2 protein-coding genes are annotated in these 2,024 nt (G+C 72.3%); one reads left to right on the forward strand and one right to left on the reverse strand.

Annotated features, from left to right (window positions below):
- Positions 1 to 47 precede the first annotated feature (47 nt).
- Entirely contained in the window at positions 48 to 977 is a 930-nt protein-coding gene (locus G6019_RS07105) for a 5'-3' exonuclease (protein WP_182612869.1), read from the reverse strand.
- A gap of 133 nt (positions 978 to 1,110) precedes the next feature.
- On the opposite strand from G6019_RS07105, the gene G6019_RS07110 reads away from it, so the two are divergent.
- Positions 1,111 to 2,024: M24 family metallopeptidase (locus tag G6019_RS07110; protein WP_182627284.1), on the forward strand; the 914-nt coding region annotated here is incomplete at its 3' end.

Raw genomic sequence — 2,024 nt, forward strand, 5'->3', positions numbered from 1 at the left:
CCGTGGGGTCACTGCGTCGCGGCGTCGTCCTCGACCACATGGCCTGATCAGGCCGGGTCGAGCACCGAGGCGGCCTTCTCCAGACGTCCGATCGCTCGGCTCTGCCCGGTCGCCTCTCCCAGGAGATCCAACTTCTCGCGGTCCACGGGTCCTCGCCGACCGTCGGCATCCCCCTCGAACTCCGTCTCGACACCCCGCGTCCGGAGCCGGACCACCCCGCGGGCGGCGGTCAGATAGTCGGCGGCCTCGAGGACCGCCCTGCGATGCCGCGCGGCGAGGCCCGACCCCTCGTCCTCGGCGGCCGCCACGATGCCGTCGAGGTCTCCGTACTCCCGCAAGAGGGAGGCCGCGGTCTTGGTGCCGATACCCGCCACCCCCGGCAGACCGTCAGAGGCGTCACCGACCAGCACCGCGTAGTCCGCGTACACCCGCGCATCGTCGCCGGCGGGCAGGTCGAATCGCTCCGCGACGACCTCCGGGGTGTACGCGAGGCGCTTTCTCATCCCCGCCCCCACGTACACGACCGTGGTGGTCGCGGACGCCAGCTGGAACAGGTCTCGATCTCCGGTCACCACCAGCACCTCACGGTCGCGGGCGGCGAGCTCCGCCAGAACGTCGTCGGCCTCCGCGTCGGAAGCGGACGCCTGCGTGATGCCGGCCGCTGTGAGGATCTGCTGTATCGCACCGACCTGGGGGTGGAGTGAGGCGGGCGCGTCCTCACCGCCGTCGTCGCCGACCCGGTGGGCCTTGTACGAGGGCAGCAGCTCGACGCGCCAGTCGGGGCGCCACTCTCGGTCGAGGGCGACCACCAGGCCCGTCGGCGAGTACTCCTCGAGCAGTACCGACACCATGTCGCAGAACCCGCGCACCGCGTTGGCCGGTGCACCGTCCGGCCCGGTGATCTTCTCCGGTACCGAGTGGAACGCGCGGAACCACAGGCCGGCGCTGTCGAGAACCATGAGCGGGCCCTGGGACACCGCGCCTCCTCCGGTCGGGATCGGGCCGGGTGTCGGCCCGGCGCCAGGATAGTCGCCCCGTGCACCGTCGCCAGCGGTTCACGGCATCGACACGACCGGGCGGCGGCGAACCGGAAGACCCTAGGGTGGGGGGATGAGCACCGACTCCCCGGACCTCCACGCCCGACGACTCACGGCCGTGTGCGACCGCGCGCGGGAGATCGGCATCGACCACGTGGTGGTGTACTCCGGAGAGGACATGGCCTACCTCACCGGTGAACGCATGGACTCCCACGAGCGCCTCACGGCGATGGTCGTCCCCGTCGGCGGCGGGGTGCCCCTCCTCGTCGTCCCGGCCCTCGAGCTCACCGACGCCGTCCGCGCGGCAGCCGACCGGGTGGGTGCGGACCTGCACCCCTGGGCTGACGGAACGGATGCGGTGCCGCTCGTGGCGGGCACGGTGTCCGGCCGCGTCGCCGTGTCCACCGCGATGCCTGCCCTCCACCTCGTGCCGCTCCAGCTGGGCGTCGACGGCGAGGTGGTCCTCGCCTCGGAGGTGATCGACCACGTGCGGGCCGTCAAGACCCCTTCAGAGATCGACCAGCTCGCCGAGGCCGCCCGTCGCATCGACGCGGTCCACGCCCGGATGGGTGAGTTCCTCGTGGTCGGCCGCACCGAAGCGCAGGTGGGTGAGCTGATCACCGCGGCCATCGAGCAGGAGGGGCTCACGCACGCCGAGTTCGTGATCGTCGGGTCGGGACCCAACGGCGCCGACCCCCACCACGGTGTCTCCGACCGGGTGATCGAGCGGGGCGACATCGTCGTCGTGGACATCGGGGGACCGCTCCCGAGCGGGTACCACTCGGACTGCACCCGCACCTACTCGATGGGCGCACCGCCGGCCGACGCCGCCGAGACCTACGCCGTTCTTGAGGAGGCGCAGCGCCTGGCCCGCGAGGCCGTGCGACCGGGAATCGCGATCGGCGAGGTCGACGCGGCGGCGCGCGATCACCTCGCGGCGGCGGGACTCGGTGAGCTCTTCATCCACCGCACCGGGCACGGCATCGG

It is taken from the genome of Dietzia sp. DQ12-76, assembly GCF_014145045.1.
Lineage (GTDB): Bacteria > Actinomycetota > Actinomycetes > Mycobacteriales > Mycobacteriaceae > Dietzia.